Source organism: Isoptericola sp. NPDC057653, from assembly GCF_042799955.1.
GTDB lineage: Bacteria > Actinomycetota > Actinomycetes > Actinomycetales > Cellulomonadaceae > Isoptericola.
The window spans coordinates 1,195,311-1,213,243 of record NZ_JBHVHP010000001.1 but is presented as its reverse complement, the minus strand read 5'-3'; the positions used below and the strand labels follow the sequence as shown (position 1 = coordinate 1,213,243).

General features: G+C 74.0%; 13 protein-coding genes. 2 read left to right on the top strand and 11 right to left on the bottom strand.

What is annotated here, in order from left to right:
* Positions 1–6 precede the first annotated feature (6 nt).
* Both ACFU9A_RS05525 and ACFU9A_RS05520 read right to left on the bottom strand, forming a co-directional pair.
* Entirely contained in the window at positions 7–1,068 is a 1,062-nt protein-coding gene (locus ACFU9A_RS05525; protein WP_430574252.1) for a Gfo/Idh/MocA family protein, read from the bottom strand.
* Between the two features lie 79 nt (positions 1,069–1,147).
* The gene (locus ACFU9A_RS05520) at positions 1,148–1,627 is read right to left on the bottom strand and encodes a MarR family winged helix-turn-helix transcriptional regulator (RefSeq protein ID WP_430574251.1); all 480 of its coding nucleotides are present in this window, start codon (positions 1,625–1,627) and stop codon (positions 1,148–1,150) included.
* A 73-nt stretch (positions 1,628–1,700) separates the two neighbouring features.
* On the opposite strand from ACFU9A_RS05520, the gene ACFU9A_RS05515 reads away from it, so the two are divergent.
* The gene (locus ACFU9A_RS05515) at positions 1,701–1,913 is read left to right on the top strand and encodes a hypothetical protein (RefSeq protein ID WP_430574250.1); all 213 of its coding nucleotides are present in this window, start codon (positions 1,701–1,703) and stop codon (positions 1,911–1,913) included.
* 106 nt (positions 1,914–2,019) lie between these two features.
* Here ACFU9A_RS05515 and topA read toward each other — a convergent pair whose 3' ends face one another.
* The 3 genes from topA to ACFU9A_RS05500 all read right to left on the bottom strand — a co-directional run bounded on the left by topA (position 2,020) and on the right by ACFU9A_RS05500 (position 7,622).
* Positions 2,020–4,779 (bottom strand): type I DNA topoisomerase, encoded by a 2,760-nt coding sequence (gene topA / locus ACFU9A_RS05510; protein ID WP_430574249.1) that lies wholly within the window; start codon positions 4,777–4,779, stop codon positions 2,020–2,022.
* Between the two features lie 123 nt (positions 4,780–4,902).
* On the bottom strand, positions 4,903–5,886 hold the full coding sequence (locus ACFU9A_RS05505; protein ID WP_430574248.1) for a phosphatase PAP2 family protein: 984 nt from the start codon (positions 5,884–5,886) through the stop codon (positions 4,903–4,905).
* A 119-nt stretch (positions 5,887–6,005) separates the two neighbouring features.
* Positions 6,006–7,622, bottom strand: a complete 1,617-nt coding sequence (locus ACFU9A_RS05500) for a hypothetical protein (protein ID WP_430574247.1) — start codon at positions 7,620–7,622, stop codon at positions 6,006–6,008.
* Positions 7,623–7,845: 223 nt separating this feature from the next.
* On the opposite strand from ACFU9A_RS05500, the gene ACFU9A_RS05495 reads away from it, so the two are divergent.
* On the top strand, positions 7,846–9,288 hold the full coding sequence (locus ACFU9A_RS05495; protein ID WP_430574246.1) for an MFS transporter: 1,443 nt from the start codon (positions 7,846–7,848) through the stop codon (positions 9,286–9,288).
* Between the two features lie 75 nt (positions 9,289–9,363).
* Here ACFU9A_RS05495 and ACFU9A_RS05490 read toward each other — a convergent pair whose 3' ends face one another.
* The 6 genes from ACFU9A_RS05490 to ACFU9A_RS05465 all read right to left on the bottom strand — a co-directional run bounded on the left by ACFU9A_RS05490 (position 9,364) and on the right by ACFU9A_RS05465 (position 17,875).
* Positions 9,364–10,401, bottom strand: coding sequence for an ABC transporter ATP-binding protein (locus ACFU9A_RS05490; protein WP_430574245.1), 1,038 nt, complete (start codon positions 10,399–10,401; stop codon positions 9,364–9,366).
* Positions 10,398–11,459: an ABC transporter permease gene (locus tag ACFU9A_RS05485; RefSeq protein ID WP_430574244.1), complete on the bottom strand. Its 1,062-nt coding sequence runs from the start codon at positions 11,457–11,459 to the stop codon at positions 10,398–10,400. The genes ACFU9A_RS05490 and ACFU9A_RS05485 overlap by 4 nt, the downstream gene beginning before the upstream one ends.
* A gap of 1 nt (position 11,460) precedes the next feature.
* On the bottom strand, positions 11,461–12,441 hold the full coding sequence (locus tag ACFU9A_RS05480; protein WP_430574243.1) for an ABC transporter permease: 981 nt from the start codon (positions 12,439–12,441) through the stop codon (positions 11,461–11,463).
* On the bottom strand, positions 12,438–13,538 hold the full coding sequence (locus ACFU9A_RS05475) for an ABC transporter ATP-binding protein (protein WP_430574242.1): 1,101 nt from the start codon (positions 13,536–13,538) through the stop codon (positions 12,438–12,440). Before ACFU9A_RS05475 ends, ACFU9A_RS05480 begins: the two co-directional genes overlap by 4 nt.
* Complete coding sequence (locus ACFU9A_RS05470; protein ID WP_430574241.1) at positions 13,538–15,220, bottom strand: ABC transporter substrate-binding protein; 1,683 nt, start codon at positions 15,218–15,220, stop codon at positions 13,538–13,540. The genes ACFU9A_RS05475 and ACFU9A_RS05470 overlap by 1 nt, the downstream gene beginning before the upstream one ends.
* A gap of 66 nt (positions 15,221–15,286) precedes the next feature.
* Positions 15,287–17,875, bottom strand: a complete 2,589-nt coding sequence (locus ACFU9A_RS05465) for a beta-glucosidase (RefSeq protein ID WP_430574240.1) — start codon at positions 17,873–17,875, stop codon at positions 15,287–15,289.
* Positions 17,876–17,933: the final 58 nt, after the last annotated feature.

Genomic DNA, 17,933 nt, shown 5'->3' with positions numbered 1-17,933 from the left:
GGCGGCTCACTCGCCCGGGTAGACGACCCCCACCTGGCGGCGCACCTCGTCGAGGGTGTCCATGACCTCCAGCGTGCCGTCCCACGACATGCGCGGGCTCTGGGTCTCCCCCGCCGTGACGCGGCGCGCGACCTCGGCGGCCTGGTACTGCTTGCCCTCGCCGCGGAACCCGTCGTAGGCCCAGGTGGCGCCGTCGTGCCGCTCGACGGTGAACGACGTCGGCGCGTAGAAGGTGCGCGCCACCTCGATGCGCCCCTCGGTCCCGGAGATCACGGCCGTGTTCGCGGTGCGCGACCACAGCGTCGTCGACAGCGTGGCCTGCACGCCGTCCGGGTAGCCGAGCACCATGCCGACCTGCCCGTCCACGCCGGTCTCGGCAAGCGCGCCGACCGCCGTGACGGTCGTGGGGGCGCCCAGCAGGTCCTGGGCTAACGACACGGGGTAGACGCCGAGGTCCAGCAGCGCTCCGCCGGCCAGGCCGGGCGCGTAGAGGCGGTGCTCGGGGGTGAACGGGAAGTGCTGTCCGTGGTCGGCGATGACGCTCACGACACGCCCGATCTCGCCGCGCGCGAGGACGCCCCGCAGCGCGGCCACGTGCGGCAGGAAGCGGGTCCACATCGCCTCCATGACGAAGACGCCGGCGTCGCGGGCGGCGTCGAGCACCTCCCGCGCCTGGGCGGCGTCCTGCGTGAACGCCTTCTCCACGAGCACGTGCTTGCCGGCGCGGACCGCGAGCAGCGCGTGCTCGTGGTGGTGGCTGTGCGGCGTCGCCACGTAGACGACGTCGACCTCCGGGTCGGACACGAGCGCCGCGTAGTCGCCGTGCGTCCGCGCGCCGGGCGCGTGCGCGGCGGCGAACGCCTCCGCCTTGGCCACGTCGCGCGACCCCACCGCGACGACCGACGACGCCGTGTGCTGCCGGACCCCGTCGGAGAACGACCCGGCGATGTTGCCGGCGCCCAGCACGCCCCAGCGCACGGCCGGCGCGGTGCGCGGGTCGGGCACCGTCCCCGCGAGGTCGTCGGGGGTGAGGCCGGGCGCGAACGAGGCGGGTGTGACGTCGGTCATGAGCGTCACCGTACCTGCCTCGCCGCGAGGTCGAGGCGAGAGCCCGAGATCGATGTTCCGGACCTCGAGCTCGAACCGCTCACCTCGACCTCGGCACCGTCGCGGGCTGCGCGCCCTGCGAGGCGGCGACCACCCGGTCGGCGACGTCGCGCACCTGCTCCAGCTCGGGCAGGCTCAGCCCGCTGGCGGCGACGACGGCGGCGGGGACCTGCTCCGCCCGCGCCCGCAGCGCGCGGCCGGCGTCGGTGAGGTGCAGCTCGACGACGCGCGCGTCGCCGCTGGCCCGGCGCCGTTCGAGGAGGCCCTGCCGCTCCAGCCGCTTGAGCAGCGGCGAGAGGGTGCCCGGGTCGAGCAGCAGCCGGGCGGACAGCCCGGTGACGGTGGTGGGGGTGCCCGCCCGGTCGTCCTGCCACAGGCCCAGCATCACCAGGTACTGCGGGTGCGTGAGCCCCATCGGCTCGAGGATCGGCCGGTAGATCGACACCATCGCGCGCGCGGCCGCCGAGAGGGAGAAGCACACCTGGGCCTCGAGGCGCAGGGGGTCGGCGGGCAGGTCCATGCGCACAGCCTACGAGGCGTTTATAGTTAGTGCACCAACAGTTGGACCACCAAGTGATTTCTCGAGGAGTCTCATGGCACGGCGCGCACGTCGCGAGGACGACCGGACCTGGGGGATGAAGGTCACCGAGTTCTTCCTGCCCTTCTTCGGGCCGGCGTCGATCCGGAAGTCCCCACCCGTGCCCCCGACGGAGGAGGACATCGCCCGGGACACCCGGTTGCGGCAGACCCTCGAGCGCGTCACCCGGCCCGACGGGCACGTCTACCTCGTCGAGCGCGAGGACTGAGCGCGAGGACTGAGCGCCAGGAGTGCGCGCCGGCCCCGAGGGCCGCTCATGACGGAGGGGACCGTCCGTGACCGGACGGTCCCCTCCGTCGCGCCGCGGCCGCGCGCTACTTCTTGGCGGTCGACTTCTTCGCCGCGGGCTTCTTCGCCGCGGTCGACTTGGTGGCCGTCGTGCGACGCTTCTTGGCCGGGCCCGCGGCGCGCTTCTCGGCCAGCAGCTCGATCGCCCGCTCGGGCGTGATGCTCTCCGGCGTGAGGTCGCGCGGCAGCGTCCGGTTCGTCTCACCGTCGGTGACGTAGGCGCCGAACCGGCCGTCCTTGACGACGATCGGCTTGCCGCTGGTCGGGTCGTCGCCCAGCTCGCGCAGCGGCGGGGTCGCCGCACGGGCCCCGCGGCCCCGCTTGGGCTCGGCGTAGATCTTCAGCGCCTCGTCCAGCGTGATCGTGAAGAGCTGCTCCTCCGACGCGATGGTCCGCGAGTCCGTGCCCTTCTTGAGGTACGGCCCGTAGCGGCCGTTCTGCGCGGTGATCTCGTCGCCCGACTCCGGGTCGGTGCCCACCACGCGCGGCAGCGACAGCAGCTTGAGCGCGTCGTCGAGGGTCACCGTCTCCAGGGACATGTCCTTGAACAGCGACGCCGTCCGGGGCTTCGGCTGCGCCGCCTTCGCGCGCTTCTGCGCCGCGGCCGACAGGCTCGGGTCGATCTCCGGCAGGTCCAGCACCTCGGTGACGAACGGCCCGTACCGGCCGGACTTGGCGATGATCGCGTTGCCCGACACCGGGTCGGTGCCGAGCTGCTTGCCGTCGTCGGCGCCCGCGGCCAGCAGCTCGCGCGCCATGGCGACCGTCAGCTCGTCGGGGGCCACGTCCTCCGGGATCGACGCGCGCGGCGGGCTCTGGCCCTCCTCGACCTCGGCGCCCAGGTCCTCGACGTACGGGCCGTACCGGCCGACGCGCACGCGGATGCCCTCGCCGATCTCGACGGAGTTGATCGCCACCGGGTCGATCTCGCCGAGGTTCTCCACCAGCTCGTGCAGGCCCCAGCCGGTGCTCTCGCCCGAGCCGTCGCCGAAGTAGAAGCGCGTCAGCCAGGCCACGCGGTCCCGGCTGCCCGACGCGATCTGGTCGAGGTCGGCCTCCATCTCGGCCGTGAAGTCGTAGTCCACCAGCCAGCGGAAGTGCTCCTCGAGCAGCTTCACGACGGCGAACGCGAGCCACGTCGGCACCAGCGCCTGGCCCTTGGTGCGCACGTAGCCGCGGTCCTGGACGGTCGAGATCGTGGCGGCATACGTCGACGGCCGGCCGATGCCCAGCTCCTCGAGCGCCTTGATCAGCGACGCCTCGGTGAAGCGGGCGGGCGGCGTGGTCGAGTGCCCGTCCGCGGCGAGGTCGTCGCCGCGCAGCGCGTCGCCCTCGGCCATGCGGGGCAGGCGCGCGTCCTTGGCCGACGCGGCGCCCTGGTCGCCCTCGGCGACGTCCGTCCCCTCCTCGTACGCGGCGAGGAAGCCGCGGAACGTGATGACGGTGCCCGACGCCGAGAAGACCGCGTCGCGGCCCGCGAGCTCGCCCGCGGCGTCGGCCAGCGGCGCCGCGACGCGCACGGACGCCGTCGACCCCTTGGCGTCGGCCATCTGCGAGGCCACGGTGCGCTTCCAGATCAGCTCGTACAGCTTGAACTGGTCGCCGGAGATCTCGCGGGCCACCTGCGCGGGCGTGCGGAACGAGTCGCCCGCCGGGCGGATCGCCTCGTGCGCCTCCTGGGCGCCCTTGTTCTTGGGGGCGTACAGCCGCGGCGGGCCCGGCACGTACTCCGGGCCGTACAGCTCCGCCGCCTGCCGGCGCGCGGCGTCCGTCGCCTCCGCGGACAGCGACGGCGAGTCGGTCCGCATATAGGTGATGTAGCCGTTCTCGTACAGCCCCTGCGCAGTGCGCATCGTCTGCCGCGAGCTCATGCGCAGCTTGCGGCCCGCCTCCTGCTGCAGCGTCGAGGTGGTGAACGGTGCCGCCGGCTTGCGCGAGTACGGCTTGGTCTCCAGCGAGCGGACCGCGAACGCGGCGTCCGCGAGCCCGGCGACGACGGCGTTCGCCGACGCCTCGTCGAGCTGGACGACGCCGGTGCGGACCTTGAGCCGCCCGCGGTCGTCGAAGTCGCGGCCCGCAGCGACCCGGTCGGCCCCGAGGCCGGTGAGGCGGGCGCGGAACGCCTGCCCCGCGTCGTCGCCCCCGGTGGGCGCGAACTGCCCGGTGACGTCCCAGTAGTCGGCGGGGACGAACGCCATGCGCTCGCGCTCGCGCTCCACGACGAGGCGCGTGGCGACCGACTGCACCCGGCCCGCCGAGAGGCCCTGGCGCACCTTGCGCCACAGCACCGGCGAGACCTCGTAGCCGTACAGGCGGTCGAGGATGCGGCGGGTCTCCTGCGCGTCGACGAGGTCCTCGTCGAGCTCGCGGGTGTTCTCCAGCGCCCGCAGGATCGCCTCGCGGGTGATCTCGTGGAAGACCATCCGCTTGACCGGGACCTTGGGCTTGAGCTCCTGGATGAGGTGCCAGGCGATGGCCTCGCCCTCGCGGTCCTCATCGGTGGCGAGGTAGAGCTCGTCCGCCTCCTTGAGGGCCTTCTTCAGCTCGCGGACCTTCTGCTTCTTGTCCGCGTGGACCTCGTAGTAGGGGTCGAACCCGTTGTCGACGTCGACGGCGAACTTGCCGTACGGGCCCTTCTTCATCTCCGCGGGCAGGTCCCGCGGCTGGGGCAGGTCACGGATGTGCCCGACGCTCGCCTCGACCTCGAAGTCGTCGCCGAGGTAGCCCTGGATCTTGCGAGCCTTGGTGGGCGACTCGACGATCACGAGCTTGCGTGGCTGGGGCATCCGTTCCTGCTTTCCCTGGTGCTGCGGTGCTGGCGGCGATGCTGGGCGGCGGCCCGCCGACCGGTCATGTCACGGTACGACATCCGCTCGTCACTTCCCCGACACGGGCCGTCGGGCGGCACTCTACCGAGACGCGCGGCGAGGCTGCGCGGTGAGCTGGCGCAGCAGGAGGAGCGCGGCGAACGCCGCGGCGGTCACGGCGAGGGCGCCCAGGGCGCCCGCCGCGTAGGCGGTGAGGTCGGGCGAGAGGGGCACCGGGTCCCCGCTGCGCACGAGGCCGACGAGCGTCGCGCCGGAGATCAGGGCCCCGGCCAGCGACCCGAGCAGCAGCAGCCCCGCGACGACGTACGAACCCGGCGCCGAGTACGACTCTCCCCTGCGGCGCAGCTCGTCGGTGGACGACGCCGGCGTGAGGGCGCACACCAGCGCGCCCCACGCGAGCACGACGAGCACCGCGGCCACGACGTCGGACGGGCGGTGCCACTGGCCGACGAGCGTCGAGACGCCCGTCGCCCCCGTGTACGCCGCGCCCAGCAGGGCGACGACGGCACGCCACGCGCGCGGCGTGACGAGCAGCAGCGCGACGGACACCGACGCGGCGACCGTGGTGTGCCCGCTGGGCAGCGTGTTGGGCCCGGTCCAGCCGTCGAGCAGCTCGGGCCGGCCGAGGATCCCGTGCTTGAGCACCTGCGTGGTGATGTTGGCGCCCGCCACGAGGACGACGACCTGCAGCGCGAGCACCCACCGCTTGCGGAGCACGGCGACCAGCACCGCGACCCCGACGCCCGCGACGACGAACGCCACGGACACGACGTCGAGCACGGGCTCGGCCACCTGCCAGAGCCGGCCCTGGCCGTGGGTGGCGCCGAAGAACGCGAGCTCGTCCACCCGCTGCCCCGCCGCCGTGCCGACGAAGAACCGCCACACGAGCCAGACGCCGACCGCCGCGAGCAGCGCGACGACGGCGGCCACGACGCGCGGCGCCGTCCGCGTCCTCGGCGTGGGCCGCTCCCCGCGCCACGCGCCGACCCGGAGGATCGGCGCGCCGACTCCCGCCGTCCCCTGCGAGGGGGTCGGCGGCGTCTGGGGGCGCGTCGCGGTGAGCACGGGACCACGCTACCCACTGCGGTGTGTCGGAAACGTATGCGCGACGTGGGGAGCTCTCCCCGCTCCCGCGCAGGCCTGCACCGCCGGGCCCCCGCGTGAGCGCGTGATCGGTCGGGTTCCTACGGCGCGTGGTGCCTCAGGGTGATCGTGTTGGAGAAGACCGACCGGACGTTGGGGTCCCTGGGGATGTACTCGAGCTTGACGTAGGTCTTTCCCGAAACGGCGTCCGTGATCCCCAGGACGTGCCCGGGCACGCGGATCGTCCGTTTCCCGTCCGTGACCCGCCACGTCCAGTTGGACCAGCAGCCGATCCACCGGTCATCGAAGAGGTGCGAGTCACGCGACCAGACGCACAGTCTGCCCCGCTCCGGAAGCCCCGCGGTGCGGACGGTGACCGTCGCCCCGACCGAGCGGGTCGCGGACCAGTCGTTCGGGAACGAGGTGCGGTTCATGCGGAACGTGACCCGGGGCCGCGCCTGGGCGACCTTCTGAGTCCAGCCGCGCTGCGACCTCTCGAACGTGGACGGCCCGACGTACTTGACCACCATGCGGTGCTTCCCCGCGGAGGCCCTCGTCGCCGGGACGTACAGGGACGCCCTCCCTCTCGCGAGCGTGGCGGAGCGCACCTTGTGATCGTTCCACCACAGCTCGACCCGGCCCGTCGGCGTCGCGTCGGGCGACGAAACCGTCACCGCCACCCGGCGCGCCCTGCCGTACGTCCATGTCTTCGCGGTCGACACGGCGACGGACGTGGCGCGAGGACGCACGACGATCGCAGCCGACCACAGCCTCGCGGCGAACTCCAGGGAGCCATCGAACCTGACGACCAGACGCGCCTGGCCCAGGCCGAGCCTGCTCGCGGGCAACCGGAAGGTCGCCCGTCCGTCGACAAGGACGGCCGACGCCAGGGCCTTCTCGCCGGTGCCGAGCGTGACGAACACCCGCCCCGCGGGCGTTCCCAGCGCGGAGGTGACGCGCACCGGCACGACGACGTCCGACCCGTAGCGGACCGAGGACGGCGCCGACGCCTTGAGCGTGACCGGCTTGCTCCTGGCCGACGCCCACCACGCCCAGCTCGACACGACGGAGCCCGCGACCGTCGTGTGCACGAACCGGAGGCGCCCGTGGACCTGCTCCGTCCCGTCGAGACCGAACGTGGCGACACCGTCCACCAGCGGCGCCGACCGCTCGACGCCCCCGCCGAAGTCGACGGCCACCATGCCCTCCCGCGGCTCGTCGGTGCCGTTGAGGTCGAAGCGGAGCTCGTGATCGTCGCCGTAATACCACGACGTCGCGCTCAGGACGGGGGTCGCGGGGTCGGCGACCTCGATCACGACCGATCCCGTCGACCGGACGGGGTACTGCCCGGTGGCCGGATCGACGGCCGAGGACGTGTCGATGTGCTGGACGACGACCGGTTGCTGGCCGGGCCGAATGCGGTCGCTCGGGATCGTGATCGTGGCCCGCCCGTCCGTCAGGGGGGCTCGCCAAAGGGTCGAGATCTGGCCGTCGTCCGACCAGGACACCTCCCCGACGCCCGGCGCGCCGTCCTGGGTCACGCTCACCTCGAGAGTGATGTCCTGCCCCACCCACCAGCGCTGCTCGGTGGGGGTGACGACGATCGTGTCCTCGCCCGCGTCGTCGGCCGCCGCGGGGACCACGAGCCCCGTCGAGACCAGGGCGAGCGTGAGCGCCGCCCCGACCGCCGCCATCCAACGCCGCACTCCAGCGCCCATGCGCCACCGCCCTCTCCGTCGAGACTGCGTGCAACATAGCGGCTGGTCAGAGCCGGGACCAGACCTCGCGGGCCACGTCGTCCCCTCGACCGCGCACACCGGTCTTCACCAACCCCTTGCATACCCCCCGGGGGTAGGTTACGTTCCCCGTCATACCCCGCCGGGGTATCTAGCCCAGCCCTTCAGGCACGGCCGCCACGGCCCGAGCCGGAAACGGAACCTCATGTCCACCACCGCACGCGGCGGGGCTCTCGCGCTCATCGCCGCCGCGCAGTTCATGGTCATCATGGACACCTCGATCATCGGGGTCGCCCTCCCCCGCATCCAGGACGACCTCGGGTTCTCCCAGGGCAACCTCTCCTGGGTCTTCAACGCGTACGTCGTGGCGTTCGGCGGCCTCCTGCTGCTCGGCGGTCGGCTGTCCGACCTGTTCGGCGCGCGGCGGCTCTTCACGCTCGGCTGGGTGGTGCTGCTCGCGGGCTCGGTCCTCGCGGGCGCGGCCGGGTCGGTCGCCGCCGAGCTCACCGGCCGCGCGGTCCAGGGCGTCGGCGCGGCGATGATCGCGCCCGCCGCGCTCACCCTCCTCATGACCGTCTTCGGGTCCAGCCCGCGCGAGCTCACCAGGGCGCTCGCCGTCTACGGCGCCGCGGCCCCCGCCGGTGGCACCGCCGGCGTCTTCCTCGGCGGCCTGATCACGCAGTACCTCAGCTGGCCGTGGGTGTTCTGGCTCAACGTGCCGGTGGCCCTCGCCGTCCTGCTGCTCACCCCGCGCCTGCTCCCCGCCGCCCGCACGGGCGCCTCCGGCTCCGTCGACCTGGTCGGCGCGCTCACCGTCACCGCAGGTCTCGGCGCCCTCGTCTACGGCGTCGTCCGCGCGCCGGAGGTCGGCTGGGCCGCCCCGCAGACCTGGCTGGTGCTGGGCGGGGCCGCGGTGCTCCTGGTCCTGTTCGTCGTGAGCCAGGCCGTGCGGCGCGAGCCCCTGGTGCCGCTGCGCATCTTCCGCACCCCGCGGCTCGGCGCGGCGAACCTCGCCCAGCTGCTGCTCGGCGCCGCGTGGATCCCGATGTGGTTCTTCCTCAACCTCTACCTGCAGCAGGTGCTCGGGTTCGACGCCTTCGCCTCGGGCGCCGCGCTCGTGCCCATGACGGCGCTGATCATGCTCGGCATGGTGGTGCTGGCGCCGCGCGTCATCGCCCGGTTCGGCACCACCGCCACCACCGTGACCGGCCTCGTCCTGCTGGCCGCCGGGCTCGGCTGGCTGGCGCTGGTGCGCCCCGACGGCAGCTACGTCGTCGACGTCCTGCCCGCGACGCTCGTCGCCGCCCTCGGCATGTCCCTGGCGTTCATCCCGTCGCTCGGCACCGCCATCTCCAGCGCGGCGCCGTCCGAGGGCGGGCTGGCCTCCGGCATCGTCAACACGAGCTACCAGGTGGGCTCGGCCCTCGGCCTCGCGGCGATGACGGCCGTCGGCGCCGCGGCCGGCGCGACCGCCCTCGGCGACGTCGTCGCCCTCACCGACGGGTTCTCCGCCGTGTTCGTCGGCGCGGCCGTGATCGCGCTGGTGGGCGCCGTGCTCAGCGCCGTCCTGCTCGGCCGGGACCGGCAGGAGCCCGCCGCCGGCGAGGCGGACGCCGCCGCCACGACGGTCGGGGCGGAGGCACGCTGAGCGCCGTCCCCTTCGAGCACGGGATCCGTGTCGCCACGAGGTCGTTCGGCGATACGGATCCCGTGCTCGAAGGGGTCAGCGGGCGAGCTCCGGCGGCAGGCCGACGCCCGAGCCCGCGGCGACGAGCCAGGCGTCGTGCAGGTGGCACGCGACGCGCCGCTCCTCGCCCGTGCGGGGCGGGCCCAGCACCGGCCGCACGTCCCGGCACACGTCCATCGCGTGCGGGCAGCGCGGCGCGAACGGGCAGCCCGCGCCGAGCCGCTGCAGGTCCGGCGGGGCGCCGGGGATGCCCGACAGCTCGCGGCGCGGGCCGTGCAGCGGCGGGAAGGAGCTCAGCAGCCCCGCGGAGTACGGGTGCCGCGGGCGGCGGTAGACCTCCTGCGCCGTGGCCTCCTCGACGATCTCCCCCGCGTACATGATCGCGATGCGGTCGGCGACCTCCACCAGCAGGGACACGTCGTGGGTGATGAGCACGACGGAGAACCCCAGCCGGTCGCGCAGCTCCATGATCTGCTCGAGGATCTGGCGCTGCATGACGACGTCGAGCGCCGTCGTCGGCTCGTCCATGAGCAGCACCTGCGGCTCCAGGGCGAGCGCCATCGCGATCATCACGCGCTGGCGCATGCCGCCCGACAGCTGGTGCGGGTACGCCCGGAGCCGGTCCGCGGAGATGCCGACCATCTCCAGCAGCTCCGCGGCGCGCGCGTCCAGGTCCCGCGCCGACAGGCCGGGCCGGTGGGCGCGGATGCCGTCGGTGAGCTGGCGCCCGATCCGGAACACCGGGTTGAGCGAGCTCATCGCGCCCTGGAACACGATGGCGACGTCGCGCCAGCGGGCGGCGCGCAGCTGCGCGTCGGTGAGGCCGAGCACGTCGCTGCGCCGCCCCTCGCGGTCGGTGAGCCACACCTCGCCGCCCGTGATGAGGCCGGGCGGGGGCAGCAGCCGGGTCGCGGCGTAGGCGAGGGTCGACTTGCCGCAGCCCGACTCCCCCGCCAGCCCCAGCACCTCGCCGCGGTGCAGGGTGAGGTCGACGCCGCGCAGCACGTGCGTCGGGTCGTCGCCGAAGCCGTAGTCCACGCGCAGGTCGCGGATCTCCAGCACGGGCTCGCTCATCGTTCCTCCTCGGTGTGCGGTGCCTGGTGCAGTGCGGTGCGCTCGACGTCGCGCGCCCCGGCCGCCCCCGTCGGCCTCACCACCGGGGTGAAGCCGACGCGCGGGCGGATGCCGCGGCGGCGCAGGGTGCGCGCGTGCATGCCGGTGCTGCGCAGGCGCGGGTTGACCAGCTCGTCGATGCCGAAGTTGATCAGGGTGAGCGCCATGCCCAGCAGCGCGATGCACAGGCCGGCGGGCACGAACCACCACCAGGCGCCGCGCTGCAGCGCCAGGTTGTTCTGCGCCCAGAACAGGATGGTGCCCCAGTTCCACTCGCTCACCGGCGTGATGCCGATGAACGCGAGCGTCACCTGGCTCAGCACGGCGAACGTCACCGTGCCGACGAAGCCCGCGGCGATGATCGCCGTGAGGTTGGGCAGCACCTCGGCCAGGACGATCCGCCAGGTGCGCTCGCCGGTGGCGCGCGCCGCCTCGACGAAGTCCCGCTTGCGCAGGGACAGGGTCTGGGCGCGCAGCACGCGCGCGCCCCACGCCCACCCCGTGACGCCGATGACGAGCGCCACCGTGATGCCGCCCGCGCTGGGCAGCTGGGCCGCGATGATGATGATCAGCGGCAGCTGCGGGATGACGAGGAAGACGTTCGACAGCGCGGACAGCCCCTCGTCGCCGATCCCGCCGACGAACCCGGCGGTGACCCCGACGAGCACGCCGAGCACGGTGGCCCCGAGCCCGGCGACCAGGCCCACGACCAGCACGCCCCGGGTCCCGACGATGATCTGCGACAGGATGTCCCGCCCGGTGTGGTCGGTGCCGAGCCAGTGCGCGCCGGACGGCGGCTGCAGCAGGGCGGTGCTCACCTGGTTCGGGTCGTAGGGCGCGATCCACGGCCCCACGACCGCGAGGATCCCGAAGAACACGAGGATCGCGATGCCGACCAGCGCCTTGGAGTTGCGCAGGAACAGCAGCCGCGGGCGCCGCCCGGGGCGCGCGACGCCGGGGCCGACGTCGTCCGCCCCGGTCGGGGCCGCGACCTCGATCGCGGTGGTTCCGGTGGCCATGTCAGCCCTCCTGCCGGGTGCGGGGGTCGAGCGCCGCGTACGCCAGGTCGGCCACGAGGTTGGCGACCAGCACGGACAGCGTGATGACGAGGAAGCAGCCCTGCATCAGCGGGTAGTCGTGGGTGGAGACGGCCTGGTAGAGCGTGTAGCCGATGCCCTGGTAGCTGAAGACCATCTCCATGACGAGCGTGCCGCCCACGACGAAGCCGAGGGCGAGGGCGAAGCTCGACACCTGCGGCAGGACGGCGTTGCGTGCGGCGTAGCCCACGACGACCGCCCGGGACGAGAGCCCCTTGGCGTGCGCGACGGTGACGAAGTCCTCGCTGGAGACGGTCACCATCATGTTGCGCATCCCGAGGATCCAGCCGGAGACCGACGACACGACGATCGTCAGGGCCGGCAGGGTGCCGTAGTAGATCACCGAGCCGACGAAGTCCCAGCTCAGCGACGGCACCATGCCGCGGTCGTAGCTGCCGTTGGACGGGAACCAGCCGAGGTTGACGGCGAACACGGCGATGGCGATGAGGCCCAGCCAGAAGTACGGCACCGCCGAGAAGAAGGTGGTGATCGGCAGCAGCGAGTCCGCCCAGGTGCCGCGCCGCCACCCGATGCCGGTGCCCACGGCCGTGCCGAGGAGGAACGCGATGATCGTGGCGATGCCCACCAGGCCGACGGTCCACGGCAGCGCCTGCACGACGATCTCGGAGACCGGGGTCGGGAAGTGGGTGAAGCTCAGCCCCAGGTCGCCGTGCAGCAGCATCTGCCAGTAGTGCACGTACTGGTCCCACAGGGACATGTCCTGGTCGAGCCCGAACAGCACCCGCAGGGACTCCTCCGCGTTCGAGTCGATGCGGCCCTGCATGCGTCCCATGAGGGCGGTGACCGGGTCGCCCGGTAGCAGGCGCGGCACGAAGAAGTTGATGGTGATGGCGGCCCAGGCGGTGAACAGGTAGAAGAGCGCGCGGCGCAGCACGAACCTCATGCGTCCACCCCCGTCGACGTCAGCACCGGGGCGTCGGCGCGGTCGGCGTACCCCCAGCAGGCGGCCTGCCGCGGCTCGCCCGCCGGCCCGTGGCCGACGTCGAGCAGGGGCGGCGCCTCGGTGCGGCACAGGTCGGTGGCGAACGGGCAGCGCGGGTGGAACCGGCAGCCGCTCGGCGGGGTCACGAGGCTGGGCGGCTCGCCGCGCGCGGCGCCGGCGGGCCGCTCGGTCAGGTCCTCCGGGTCGGGGGCGGACGCCAGGAGCAGCCGCGTGTACGGGTGCTTCGGGTCCTGCGTGACGGACTCGCTGTCCCCCGACTCCACGACCCGCCCGGCGTACATCACCAGCGTGGTGTCGGCGAAGTACCGCGCGGACGCGATGTCGTGGGTGATGTAGAGGATCGCCAGGTGCAGCCGGTCGCGCAGGTCGGCGAGCAGGTTGAGGATCCCGAGCCGGATGGACACGTCGAGCATCGAGATGGGCTCGTCGGCCAGCAGCACCTCGGGGTCCGCGGCGAGCGCCCGGGCGATGGCGATGCGCTGGCGCTGCCCGCCCGACAGCTCGTGCGGGTACTTGTCGACGTACCGCTCGGCGGGCGTGAGGTGCACGCGCTCGAGCAGCTCGGCGAGCGCCTGCTCCAGCTCGGGCCCCCGCAGCCGGCCGCGGTGGATCCGCAGGGCGCGCGTGAGCGTGTACCGCACGGGGTGCACGGGGTTCAGGGACGCGAAGGGGTCCTGGAAGATCATCTGGACCCGGTTGACGTAGCGCCGGAACGCGCGCCGGCCGCGGGCGCGCGCGTCGGCGCCGCCGAGCAGCAGGCGGCCGGCGGTGACGGGCTGCAGCTGGGCGAGCAGGCGCGCGACGGTCGACTTGCCGGAGCCGGACTCGCCGACGAGGGCGACGACGCGGCCGCGGTGCAGCGCGAGGTCCACGCCGTCGACGGCGTGCACGACGGCGCCGCGGCGGGTGCCGCCGCCCTTGACCGGGTAGTGCTTGGTGATCCCGACGGCCTCCAGCGCGGGCGCCCCGGGGTCGGGCTGGGGGGCCTCCCCCGGGGCGCCGGCGGGCGCCCCGGGGGAGGTGGTCTGGGCGGGCATCAGGACGCGGGCTCCAGGTTCATGACGATCTGCGCGGCCTGCACGCCGGTGGGCTGCGGCTGGTTGTACGGGTCGTCCTCGGACGGCCAGCCGGTGTAGTTCAGCGACGAGTACTGCGCGGTGGCGGGGCGCGACCAGATCGGGATGGCCGGCACCTGCTCGACGTAGACCTTCTGGATGGTCTCCAGCGCGGCGGCGCGGGTGGCGTCGTCGGTGGCGGCGGCGTAGTCGGCGAACGCCTTCGTCGCGGCGTCGTCCTTGAACCGGCCGAAGTTCCACGTGGCCGGCTCGCCGAGCTTCTTGTACTGCGCGCCGTCGAACTGGTCGGCGTACATGTCCCACGGCGTCGCGCCGCCGTCGGTCCAGTGCAGGGAGGCCTGGAAGTCGCCCGGCGGGATGACGTCGGCGAACCAGCCGTCCTGGTTGACGGGCTTGACGGTGGCGTCGACGCCGAGCTTCGCGGCGGCGTTCTTGATGAGGTCGAGCGCGGTGAGGTAGTCGTTCCAGCCGGCCGGGTTGGTGAGCTCGAAGGTCACCTTCTCGCCGTCGGGGTCGACGAGCTTCTCGCCCTCCCACGTGTAGCCCGCGTCGGTGAGGACGGCCTTGGCGCCGTCCACGTCCACCGTGAGGTCCGTGTCCTTGTAGGTGTCGGAGAGGAACTCCTCGCCGGCGGGCAGCGGCAGGCCGGTGGCGTTCGTCAGCGGCGGGTTCACGCCGGAGGTGGCGACGTCCACCAGCTCCTGGCGGTCGACGACCATGTTGAGCGCCGTGCGGAACGCGACGTCGTCGAACGGCTTCTTCTCGTTGTTGAGGAAGAGCGCGTCGATGCCGAGGCCCGCGGCGGCGTACTGGTGGTAGTGCTCCGGGTCCTGGGCGATGTAGACGTTCTCGTAGTCGGCGATGAACGTCCAGCCCCACTGGGCCTCGCCGGTGGTGAGGGCCGTGGTGAGCGCGTTGTTGTCGTTGTACGACGAGTACCGGATCTCCGGCACCTTGGGCTGGCCGCCCCAGTAGTCGTCGCGCGCGACGACGGTCGCGGCCTGCGGCGTCCACGACTTCAGCGTGTAGGGGCCGGTGCCGACGGGCTCGGTGTTGGTGAACGTCGTCGGGTCGTCGACGTCCTTCCACAGGTGCTCGGGGACCATGAGCAGGTCGTACAGCTTGGACTGGTTGACGTACTGCGGGGCGGTGAACGACACGGTCACGGTGGACCCGTCGGTCTCGACCTTGTCGTACGGCAGCGCGGCGGCGTTGAGGCCGTCGTTGTCGATGCGCAGCTGGATCGAGAAGGCGACGTCCTTCGCGGTGAAGTCCTCGCCGTCGGACCAGGTCACGCCCGAGCGCGGCGTGATGACCGCCTGCGTGTAGTCCTCGTTCCACTCGATCTTGTCGGCCAGCCAGGGCTTCGGCTCCTCCGAGGGCTTGGCCTGGTTGCGCATCATGAGCGGCTCGTAGATGACGAACGCGTAGCCGAGCGAGAGCGCCGACGAGCCGGTGGCGAACGGCGACTGGTTCTCCGTCTGGACGCCGTTGGGCATGCCGACGGTGAGGGTCTCGGTGCCGACCCCGCCGGCCGAGGCGGAGGGGCTTCCGTCGCCGGTGCCGCCGCCGCCGCAGGCTGCGGCCAGCAGGGCGACGACCGCCGCGCCCGCGACCGCCGTGCTGAGCTTGCGGATTCTCACGGTGTGCCTCCTTGCACGTGCCCCGGCGAAGCGGGGCGGTTGGGATTGGGACAGCTGGGTGGGACGTCAGGGGGTGGTGGGGAGCGGCCCGGGCGGGACGTCGACCTCGACGTCCAGCCGCGGGTCGCGCACCGACCGGCTCACGACGAGCCGGTAGGTGCCGGGCGGGGTGGTCCAGCCGCCGGTGGCGGTGTCCCACGTCTGGAGGGCGCGCCGGGGCACGCGCACGTCGACGGTGGCCCGCTCGCCGGGCGCCGCGTCGACGACGGCGAACCCGCCGAGCCAGCGCACGGGCCGCGCGGGGTCTGCCGCCGCCGTGCCCGCGGGCGGCACGACGTAGACCTGTACGACCTCGCGGCCCGCGCGGACGCCCGTGTTGCGGACGGTCACGCGCACGACGACGTCGCCGGTCCCGCGGTCGTCGTCGGCCGGGAGCGGCACGGCGGACTCGTGCTCCCACGTGGTCCAGCCGAGGCCGTGCCCGAACGGGGCGGCCGGCGCGGGCGCGGGGCCGGCGTCGGACCGGCGCTCCCAGGCCCGGTAGCCGACGTCGAGGCGCTCGGCGTAGTCGACGACGCCGCCGACGGGGACGGCGTGCGGCACGGGCACGGCCTCGGCGCTCGCGGGCAGCGTCCACGGGAGGCGGCCGGACGGCTCGGTGACGCCGGTGAGCACGTCGGCGAGCCCGGTGCCGGCCTCCTGGCCGGGCAGCCAGGCCCACAGCACCGCGGGGGCGTCGTCGTACCAGGGCAGCAGCACGGGGGCACCGGCGTTGACGACCACCACGGTGCGCGGGTTGGCGGCGAGCACCCGGCGCACCAGCGCGTCCTGGGTGCCGGGCAGGGCCAGGTCGACGCGGTCGTAGCCCTCGGACTCGACCTCGGGCGTGGTGCCCACCACGACCACCGCGACGTCGGCCGCGCGGGCCGCCGCCGCGGCGGCGGCGAGCTCGTCCTCGGCGGACGGGCCGGGCAGCCGGTGCACCAGGGCGCCGCGCACGAAGCGGTCGTAGCCGACGGGGTGCACGACCTGCAGCTCCGCCTCGAGGAGCGCGCCGTCGGCGCCGCCCTCGACCGCGAGCGTCGCGGCGACGGGGTGGTTGTGCGCGGAGGCGAGGATGACGTCCTCCCGCGCCACGACGTCCGCGGCGGAGGCGGGGCGGCCGTCCACGCGCACGCGGTGCACGCCGACGGTGCCGACCCCGAGCTCGTGGGTGCCCGGCTCGTCCGTGCGCACGCGGGCGGTGAGGCGCAGGGTCGCGTCGTCGGGGCCGACGTCGGCGCACCAGCCGTCCCAGGCGGTGCGGGTCCCGGCCCGACGCACCGTGCCGTCGGCGCCGAGCAGCTCGACCCGGACGCCGGGGGCGCCGGTCACGGGGTCGGTGCAGCGGGACAGGTTCAGTGCGGGCGGGTTGCGCAGCACCCGCGACCCGGCGACGACGTCCACGACGGAGCCCGCGGGGAGGGCGTCGCGCAGGGCGTCCGCGGGGTGGGTGAGGCGGTCGGGCACGACGAACGACGAGCCGCCGCCCTGGAAGAACGGCTCCACCGCGTGCGCGCCGAGCAGCGCCACGCGCAGCGGCGCGCCGGCGGGCCCGTCGGCGAGCGGCACCAGGCCGGTGTCGTCCTTGAGCACGACGACCGAGCGCGCGACCAGCTCGCGCAGCAGCGGCACGGCGTCCACGGGGGCGTGGGCGGCGGGCGCGGCGTCGACGCCGGGCAGCGGGAGCCGGCCCACGCGGTGCGCGAGGCGCAGCAGCCGGCGCACCTTGTCGTCGAGGTCGGCGGCGTCGACGGCGCCGGAGCGCACGGCGTCGAGCAGCCCGTCGCCCCAGGGCCCGTCCGGGCCGGGCATCTGCAGGTCGAGGCCGCCGCGGACGGCGGGGGCCACGGACCGCGTGGCCACCCAGTCGCTCACGACGAGCCCGTCGAAGCCCCACTCCTCCTTGAGCACGCCGGTGAGCAGCGGCCGGTGCTCGAGCGCGGGCGCGGCCACCCGGCCGTCGTCCACGCCGCTGTAGGCGCCCATGACGCTCCAGGCGCCCGCCGCGACGAGCCGCTCGAACGGCGCGAGGTACAGCTCGCGCAGGGTGCGCTCGTCCACGCGGGCGAGGTAGCGGGTGCGGTCCGTCTCGGAGTCGTTGGCGACGTAGTGCTTGACGCACATGCCGACCCCGCGCTCCTGCGCCGCGGTGACGAGGGCGACGGCGACCTCGGCGGTGAGGTGCGGGTCCTCGGAGTAGCACTCGAAGTGGCGGCCGCCGACGGGCGTGCGCTGCAGGTTGACCTGCGGCGCCAGCACCATGTCCACGCCGTGGCGACGGGCCTCGGCGGCGAACAGGGCGCCCGCGCGGCGGGCCAGGTCGACGTCCCAGGTGGCCGCGAGCGCCGACGGGGCGGGGAGCATCGCGGACGTCCCGCGGCCTTCCGGGTCGCGGACGCCGACGGGCCCGTCGGACATCACGACCGGCTCGAGGCCCAGGCGCTCCACGGGGGCGGTGGCCCACAGGGACGCGCCGACGACGAGGGCGGTCTTCTCCTCGAGGTGCAGGCGGTCGACCAGCGCGTCGATCGCCCGCTCGACCCCCTCGTCGCCCGCGGGGGCGACGGCGCGCGCGGCGGCGTCGGTGCTGGTGGCTGCGGTCTGCGATGACACGCGGTGGTACTCCTTCGTCCCGGTCGGCGGCCTTCGTGGGCACCGACTGGCGTCAGTG

What these genes read in the sequence shown, in the direction of transcription:
- ACFU9A_RS05525 (WP_430574252.1), bottom strand. Translation starts at nt 1,068, where the DNA reads ATGACCGACGTCACACCCGCCTCGTTCGCGCCCGGCCTCACCCCCGAC.
- ACFU9A_RS05520 (WP_430574251.1), bottom strand. Translation starts at nt 1,627, where the DNA reads ATGGACCTGCCCGCCGACCCCCTGCGCCTCGAGGCCCAGGTGTGCTTC.
- ACFU9A_RS05515 (WP_430574250.1), top strand. Translation starts at nt 1,701, where the DNA reads ATGGCACGGCGCGCACGTCGCGAGGACGACCGGACCTGGGGGATGAAG.
- topA (WP_430574249.1), bottom strand. Translation starts at nt 4,779, where the DNA reads ATGCCCCAGCCACGCAAGCTCGTGATCGTCGAGTCGCCCACCAAGGCT.
- ACFU9A_RS05500 (WP_430574247.1), bottom strand. Translation starts at nt 7,622, where the DNA reads ATGGGCGCTGGAGTGCGGCGTTGGATGGCGGCGGTCGGGGCGGCGCTC.
- ACFU9A_RS05495 (WP_430574246.1), top strand. Translation starts at nt 7,846, where the DNA reads ATGTCCACCACCGCACGCGGCGGGGCTCTCGCGCTCATCGCCGCCGCG.
- ACFU9A_RS05490 (WP_430574245.1), bottom strand. Translation starts at nt 10,401, where the DNA reads ATGAGCGAGCCCGTGCTGGAGATCCGCGACCTGCGCGTGGACTACGGC.
- ACFU9A_RS05485 (WP_430574244.1), bottom strand. Translation starts at nt 11,459, where the DNA reads ATGGCCACCGGAACCACCGCGATCGAGGTCGCGGCCCCGACCGGGGCG.
- ACFU9A_RS05480 (WP_430574243.1), bottom strand. Translation starts at nt 12,441, where the DNA reads ATGAGGTTCGTGCTGCGCCGCGCGCTCTTCTACCTGTTCACCGCCTGG.
- ACFU9A_RS05475 (WP_430574242.1), bottom strand. Translation starts at nt 13,538, where the DNA reads ATGCCCGCCCAGACCACCTCCCCCGGGGCGCCCGCCGGCGCCCCGGGG.